4 protein-coding genes and 2 pseudogenes are annotated in these 7,625 nt (G+C 74.6%); 1 reads left to right on the top strand and 5 read right to left on the bottom strand.

Annotation, left to right across the window (positions count from 1 at the left end):
* Window positions 1-2,701, top strand: a 2,701-nt coding sequence (locus tag BMW99_RS38520; protein WP_245791807.1) for a helix-turn-helix transcriptional regulator, incomplete at its 5' end; no start/stop codon positions are given.
* A gap of 142 nt (window positions 2,702-2,843) precedes the next feature.
* Here the strand turns inward: BMW99_RS38520 and BMW99_RS38525 are convergent.
* The 5 genes and pseudogenes from BMW99_RS38525 to BMW99_RS41735 form a co-directional block, all read right to left on the bottom strand.
* Window positions 2,844-3,944 (bottom strand): aldose epimerase family protein, encoded by a 1,101-nt coding sequence (locus tag BMW99_RS38525; protein WP_075018409.1) that lies wholly within the window; start codon window positions 3,942-3,944, stop codon window positions 2,844-2,846.
* A 94-nt stretch (window positions 3,945-4,038) separates the two neighbouring features.
* Window positions 4,039-5,082 (bottom strand): annotated as a pseudogene (locus BMW99_RS38530) (LacI family DNA-binding transcriptional regulator); the annotation flags it as partial.
* 218 nt (window positions 5,083-5,300) lie between these two features.
* Window positions 5,301-6,305 (bottom strand): ABC transporter permease, encoded by a 1,005-nt coding sequence (locus tag BMW99_RS38540; protein WP_069464442.1) that lies wholly within the window; start codon window positions 6,303-6,305, stop codon window positions 5,301-5,303.
* Complete coding sequence (locus BMW99_RS38545) at window positions 6,302-7,267, bottom strand: ABC transporter permease (RefSeq protein ID WP_069464441.1); 966 nt, start codon at window positions 7,265-7,267, stop codon at window positions 6,302-6,304. Before BMW99_RS38545 ends, BMW99_RS38540 begins: the two co-directional genes overlap by 4 nt.
* Window positions 7,264-7,625, bottom strand: a pseudogene (locus tag BMW99_RS41735) (hypothetical protein); the annotation flags it as partial. The pseudogene BMW99_RS41735 and the gene BMW99_RS38545, both read right to left, overlap by 4 nt.

A 7,625-nucleotide genomic window follows, 5' to 3' on the forward strand; every position in this document is an offset into this window, starting at 1 on the left:
GCGGGAAGGAACGAGCGCGGTCGTGGTCCTGCGCGGGGACGCGGGCATCGGCAAGACGGCGCTCCTGGATCACGCCGGCGAGGAGGCCCCCGGGTTCCGCACTCTCGCGATCACCGGCGTCGAGTCGGAGATGCACCTGCCCTTCGCGGGTCTGGAACAGCTGTGTGCGCCGCTGATGAAGGGGCTGGGCGCCCTGCCCGGACCGCAGGCGGAAGCACTGTCCGTGGCGTTCGGGCTGCACACCGGAGAGGCGCCGCACCCGTTCACGGTCGGGCTCGCGGTCCTCAACCTGCTCGCCGACGCGGCCGAGGCCCGTCCCACGGCCCTGCTGATCGACGACATGCAGTGGATCGACGAGGAATCCCGCCAGGTGCTGACCTTCGTCGCAAGGCGCGTCAAGGCCGAGGCGCTCCTGATGGTCTTCGCGGTGCGGGAACCCGGCCTCCCCGAACTCGCGGACCTGCCGGAGCTGAGCATCCGGGGCCTGGCCGAACCGGACGCCCGCACGCTGCTCGGCTCGACCCACCACGCACCGCTCGACCCGCAGGTCCGCGACCGGATCGTCGAGGAGGCCCACGGGAACCCGATGGCCCTGCTGCACCTGCCGCGCGTCCTGGGGCTGACCGATCTCGCCGGCGGCTACGCGCAGCCCGGATCGCGTCCCGTGACCACGAGCCTCGAGGAGGCGTTCCACCGCCAGTTCACGTCGCTTCCCGAGGACACGCGGCGCCTGCTGGTCATCGCCGCGGCAGATCCCACCGGCGACGCGGCCCTCCTGCGCGGGGCCGGCGCCGCCCGGCATCTCGCGGCGGACGCCGCTGCGGCGGCCGAGACCGCGGGTCTGGTGGAGGTCGACGGCCGGGTGCGGTTCCACCATCCGCTGGTGCGCTCCGCCATCTACCGGCGGACGCCGCTTCCGGAACGCAGGGCGGCCCATCAGGCGCTGGCGGACGCCACGGACCCGCGACTCGACCCCGACCGGAGGGCCTGGCACCGAGGCCAGGCCGCGGCCGGGCCCGACGAGGAGGCCGCGCAGAGCTTGGAGGACTCGTCCGAACGGGCCCACCGCAGGGGAGGCGCGGCCGCGGCGGCCGCGTTCCTGCGCCGCGCCGCGGAGCTGACGCCCGATCCCGCCAGGCGCGTCTCCCGCGCCCTGGCCGCCGCCCAGTTGGACATCGACGCCGGCGGTACCGTCCAGGCGCAGAACATGATGGCCCTCGCCGAAGGCGGGCCCCTCGACGACCTGCAGCGCGCCCGCCTCGCCCGCCTGCGCGCCCGGCTGATCTTCGCCCAGGGCCGCGGGAGCGCCGCCCCCGGACTCCTCCTCCAGGCCGCGCAGCGCCTCGCACCGCTCGACGCGGACCTCGCCCGCGACACCCTCCTCGAAGCCGTCAACGCGGCGGTCTTCGCCGGCCACCTCAGCGAGGGCTTCCAGCAGCGCGCCGTCGCCCTGGCAGCTCGCGGCGGACCACCCGCTGCCACCCCGCCGCGCACCGTCGACGTGCTCCTGGACACCATGACCAGTGTCCTCGTCGACGGCTACGCGGCCAGCGTCGACAGCCTGCGCGACGCCCTGCGGGCCGTCAGGCGTGATCAGCGGTCGGAGGCCACCGACATCGAGCGGCGCCACCTCTGGCTCGCCTGCCCCGTCACACCGGAACCGCTGGCCCCCGAACTGTGGGACGACGAGGCCTGGTACACGCTCGCAGCCGACGCCGTCCGCATCGCCCGGGAGACCGGGGCCCTGTCCGTGCTGCCGATGTCCCTGACCTACCAGGCGATCTACTACGTGCACGCCGGGGACTTCACCACGGCGACGGCGCTGATCGACGAGGCGTCCGCCATCTCCCAGGCCGCCGGGAACCCTCCGATGATCTACCCCGACCTGTTGGTCAACGCCTGGCAGGCGCACGAAGCCGCGGCGCTGGCCGTCATCCGGACCGGCATCGAGGACGCCACGGTCCGCGGCGAAGGGCGCACGATCAGCTTCGCCGAGTACGCGACCTCGGTGCTGTACAACGGCCTTGGACGCCACGAAGCGGCCCTGTCGGCGGCGCGCCGGGCCTGCCAGTACGAAGACCTCGGCATCTACGGCTGGGCGCTGGTCGAACTCGTCGAAGCCGCCGCGCGGAGCGGCCGGGCCGAGACCGCGACGGAAGCCATGGCCGCGCTCACCGAGCGCACCACGGCCAGCGGCACCGACTGGGCCCTCGGGACACGGGCCTGCGCCCGGGCCCTGCTCAGCGAGGATCAGGAGGCCGACGCCGACGCCCGCTACCAGGAGGCCGTCGAACTCCTCGGCACCACCCGGATCACGACACAACTGGCCCGGACCCGCCTCCTGTACGGAGAGTGGCTGCGCCGCGCGGGCCGTCGTCGCGAGAGCCGGGTCCAACTCCGCGCGTCCTACGAGTTTCTGCACCGGATCGGTGCCAAGGGTTTCGCCGAACGCGCGCGCCGGGAGCTTCTCGCCACAGGCGAGGCGGTGGCCAAGCGCACGTCCGGGTCCACGACCGAACTCACCAGCCAGGAAGCCCACATCGCCAAGCTCGCCGGATCGGGCCTCACCAACGCCGAGATCGCCGCGCAGATGTTCATCAGCCCCCGCACCGTGGAGTGGCACCTCGGAAACGTCTTCGGCAAGCTGGGCGTCACCTCCCGACGCCAGTTGCGCTCCCGGACGAACCCCCAGGACGTCTGAAGGCCGCCGCGGGCCGGGGTCTGTCGTGGGGATCTCCGCGGCGGCCGGAGGAGCGGTCAGACCGCCCGTGCCGTCAGGCGCCGGCGGGAACGGGTCGGCGCGCGGGCCGCGGATCCGCGGCGCCGGATGCCGTCAGGCCCCTTCACGTGCCGCCGGGGCGGCCCGCCAGCTGCGGGAAGCGGAACTCGGTGGTGCTGGCGAACGCCTGGCCGGGGCGCAGGACGGTGCTGGGGTAGGCGGGGCGGTTCGGGGAGTCCGGGAAGTGCTGGGTCTCCAGGCAGACCGCGCCGTGCCGGTCGTAGGGCTTGCCGTCGGCGCCGCTGAGGCTGCCGTCGAGGCCGTTGCCGGTGTAGACCTGCACGCCGGGCTCGGTGGTCCACACCTCGAGGCGGCGGCCGGTGAGCGGGTCGGCGAGCCGGGCCGCGCGTCGCAGCGGGCCCTCCCGCGGGGCGGCCGGATCGAGGGCCCAGCAGTGGTCGTAGCCGCCCATGCTCCGCAACTGGGGGTCCTCGTCGCCGATCCGCTCGCCGATGGGGCGCGGCGTGGCGAAGTCGAAGGCGGTGCCCTCGGTGGGCTCGAGGTCGCCGAGCGGGATGCCGTCGGGACCGACCGGCAGGAACGCGGCGGAGTCCAGGGCGAGCGTGTGGGACAGCACGTCACCGATGCCCGCGCCCGCGAGGTTGAAGTAGGCGTGGTGCGTCAGGTTCACGACGGTCGCCGCGTCGGTGGTGGCGCGGTAGTCGAGGCGCAGCGTGCCCTGCCGGTCGAGGGTGTACGTGGCGGTGACGTCGAGCGCCCCCGGAAAGCCCATGTCGCCGTCGGCGCTGTGCAGCGTCAGCCGGAGCGCCACGGTGTCCTCGCCGGCCGGGCCGGGCTCGGCCGACCACAGCCGGCGGTCGAAGCCGTCGGGACCGCCGTGCAGTGCGTGGCCGCGGTCGTTGACCGGCACGCGGTACGCGCTGCCGTCCAGGGTGAAGGCGCCGTCCGCGATGCGGTTGGCGTACCGGCCGACGACGGCGCCGAAGAAGGGGCTCCGCCGCTCGTAGTCGGCCACGGTCGGCAGGTTGAGGACGACGCACGCGTCGTCGCCGGAGGCGGCCGGCACCGTCAGGCCGTGCAGGATCGCGCCGTGGGTGAGCACGTCGGCGCGCACGCCGGTGCCGGAGTCCAGCGTCCAGCGGTCCACTGCGGCGCCTGCTGACGTCAGGCCGAACGCGGAGCGGGCCAGGGAGGGGCGAGTCATACGGTTCCTCGGACGACGGGCGGCTGGCGGGAGCAGCCGGCGGAGGCGGGGGGAGGCGGACGGCCGCGCTGCGGCCCGCGCCGGGCGGCGCCCGCCCGGTCCCGGACCGGCCGGTCGTCGACTCCCGCACCACCAGGGTGTGTCCGGGGGTGATGCGCACCGGGGCCGGCGGTGGCGCCGTGTCGTCCCAGGTGATGCGCTCCAGCAGGCGGGTGACCGCGAGCCGGGCGATGGCGGCGGTGTCGGGGGCGACGCTGGTCAGCGACACCGGGGCGTAGCGGCCCTCCTCGGTGTCGTCGAAGCCGACGACGGCGACGTCCTCCGGGATCCGCAGCCCGTGCTGGGCCAGGGCGCGCATCGCGCCCAGCGCCATCTGGTCGTTGTAGGCGAACACCGCGTCGGGCGCGGGACGGTCCGCGGCGCGCTGCCGGGCGAGCAGTCCGGTCATCGCGGTCCAGCCGTCCTGGCGGCCGCGGCCCTCGGTGGGCACCACCAGCCAGGTGTGCGGGGTCCCGCCGGCCGCGGCGGTCTCCTCGCGCCAGCCGCGCAGCCGCTGGTCGGCCCCGCGGCGGGCGCGGTCGGGGCTGGCGCCCAGGAACGCGATCCGGCGGCGCCCGAGGGAGGCCAGGTGGCGGACCGCGGTGCGGGCGGCGGCGGTGTCGTCGATGGCGATGTGGTCGAAGGGCACCTGGTACTCGGCGCCGCCGAGCAGGACGAGCGGGGACCGGTCGGCGCGGGCCAGCAGGTCCTGCTCGCCGAGCCGCACGGGGCTGAGGATCAGCCCGTCGGCGAGGTGCGAGCGGGCACCGTTGCACACGGTGACCTCGCGCTCGTACGAGCCGCCGGTGTGGTCGAGCAGCACGGTGCGGCCGTACCGGGCGGCGGTCTCGATGACCGCGCCGGCCAGCTCCGCGAAGTAGGGTCCCGCCAGGTCGGGAACGGCCATGGTGATGAGTCCGGTGCGCCCGCTGCGGAGCTGGCGGGCCGTCGGGTTGGGCCGGTAGCCGAGTTCGGCGACGGCGCGCAGCACGCGTTCGCGGGTGGCGGGCCGCAGGTGCTCGCTGCCGTTGACCACCTTGGACGCCGTCCTGACCGAGACGCCCGCGCGCAGCGCGACGTCCTTGAGGCTGACGCCCACGGCGGCTCCTCTCCTCGGGCCGGCCGGGGCCGGCGCACGAACTCGCGTGGTGGCCGGCCGGGGCCGGGGTCGTCCGCGGAGCCGGGGCTCCCCCTGCCTGGGGCGGCGGGAGCCCGGAACGCCCGGACGAGGAGGGGTACTTCGCCGTCGTCCGGCCTGGCGGGTGCGGCGCGGGGCCGCGGCCGCGCCGGTCGCCGCCGGTGCCGCCGGTGCAGCCGTCATTCGAGCTGCTGCGTGCGGCTGAGCAGGGTCTGCAGGAGTACGACGGCCGCGAGGAAGCCGCCGTTGACGGCGTCGGTGAACGCGGAGCCGTACTGCGAGAAGTAGTGGTCGATCAGGTTGTGGATCACCGCGAGCAGCAGCACGCCGGCCGCGGTGCCGCCGACGGAGCCGCTGCCGCCGGTGAGCAGGGTGCCGCCGATGACCACCGAGGCGATGGCGGTGAGTTCGTAGCCGATGCCGATGGTCGTCACGCCGGAGCCGAGGCGGGCGCCTCCCAGCGCGCCCGCCGCTGCGGCGAGGGTGCCCGACAGCAGGTAGACCAGCACCTTGCTGCGGACGACGGGCAGGCCGAGCAGCACGGCCGCGTTCTCGTTGCCGCCCATCGCGGTCAGGGTGTGGCCGAAGCCGGTGCGGGTCAGCAGCACCGCGCCGAGCACGAAGAGCGCCGCGGTGATGAGCACCGGCGTCCACACCCCGGCTCCCAGGTGGCGGAACGCCGAGTGCTGCGGCACCAGGTAGGTGGTCGCGCCCTCGTTGGTGACGGCCTGGAGCAGGCCGCGCAGCCCGAGCAGTCCGACGAGGGTGACGATGAACGGCGCCATCCCCGCTTTCGCGACCAGCAGTCCCTGCACCGTGCCCCACGCCGCGCCCACCGCCAGCGGCAGCAGGACGGCGAGCCAGGTGCCGTGCGTCGAGCCGTACGCGCCGAGCACCCCGCCGAGCGCGTACATCGACCCCACGGACAGGTCGATGCCGCCGGTCATGATGACGAAGGTCATGCCGAGCGCGAGCAGCCACACGAAGGCGTTGTTGCCGAGGATGCTGCTGATGTTCGACCACGTGGGGAATGTCGAGGACGTGGCGGAGGCGATCACGGCCACCAGGACGAGCACGGCCAGCGCGCCGCGGCGCTGCACCTGGGAGGCGATCCGCTCTCCGAGCGTGGCGCGCGGTGCGCGGGCCTTCGCGGTGGCCGGGGGCGGCAGCACGGTGGCGGTCATCGGGTACCACGCTCCTGGGAGGCGTAGACCGCGAAGCAGATGATCGCGGCCTCCACGATCTGGGTGTACGAGGTGTGTACGTTGTGCTGGGTCAGCACGGCGGTGATCAGCTGCATGAACAGCGCACCGGCCACGGTGCCGAGCACCCGGACCCGGCCGCCGCTGAGCGGCGTGCCGCCGACGACCACCGCGGTGATCGCGTTGAGCTCCATGTTCAGGCCCTGGTTGGCGGGGTCCGCCTCGGCGCCGTGGCCGACGATCAGCACGCCGGCGAGCGCGGCGAGCACGCCGGAGATGACGTAGACGGTGATCAGCACGCGGCGCACCGGCAGCCCGGACAGGCGGCTGGCCTGGCGGTTGTCGCCGATGGAGACGAGCTGCCGGCCGAAGGTGGTGCGCCGTACCAGCAGGCCGGTCAGCAGGGCGCAGACGCCGGCGATCCAGGCCATCTCGGGGATGCCGGCGAGGCTGTTCGACCCGAGGTCGAGCAGGGTGGTCTGGGTGACGGGCTTCGCGGAGTTGCCGTTGACGAGTTCCGCGAGGCCGCGGCCGCCGATCATCAGCGAGAGTGTCGCGACGATCGGCTGGATGCGCGCGAAGGCGACCATCGCGCCGCCGACCGCGCCGGACGCGGCGCCCAGCAGCAGGGCCATCAGCACGGCGGGGAAGAGCCCGTAGCCGAGGTAGAGGGGCACCACCGAGGCGGACAGCGCGATCACCGCGCCCACCGACAGGTCGATGCCCTCGGTGCCGATGACCAGGGCCATGCCGAGCGCCACCAGGAGGGTGGGCGCGACCTGGAAGAGCTGGACGCGGATGTTGCTCATCTGCACGAACGACGTGTCGAGGCCGACCGCGATGACGAACAGCACGGCCAGCGCGGCGTAGACGCCGTACTCCTGGAGCAGGCGGCGGGCCCGCGCGCGGTCGAGCGCGGGTCCGGTCCAGGTGAGGGAGGTCATGACTGCTTCTCCTTCACGGGTGCGGCGGCCGGGTCTGCGCCGGCCGGCGCCCCGCCGGGTTCTTCGGATGCGGGGGCGGGACCGGCCTCGGCCGGCCCGCCGGTGACGTCGGATCCGCCGGCCTCGCCCGGGGCGCCGGGCTCACCGGCGGCGCCAGGCACGACGGGGGCCTCCGGCTCGTCGGTGACTTCGGGCTCGTCGGGAGCGTCGGGCGACAGCGGCGGCGCGGTGGCGAGCGCGTCGAGCAGCCCGTCCTCGCTGACGTCCTCGCCGTCGAGGTTGCCCACCACGCGGCCGTCCTTGAGGATGACCACCCGGTCCGATCCCTCGATGAGCTCCTCCAGGTCGGAGGTGATGA

Origin of the sequence: Actinacidiphila rubida, assembly GCF_900110255.1 — a bacterium.
Taxonomy (GTDB): Bacteria; Actinomycetota; Actinomycetes; order Streptomycetales; family Streptomycetaceae; genus Actinacidiphila; species Actinacidiphila rubida.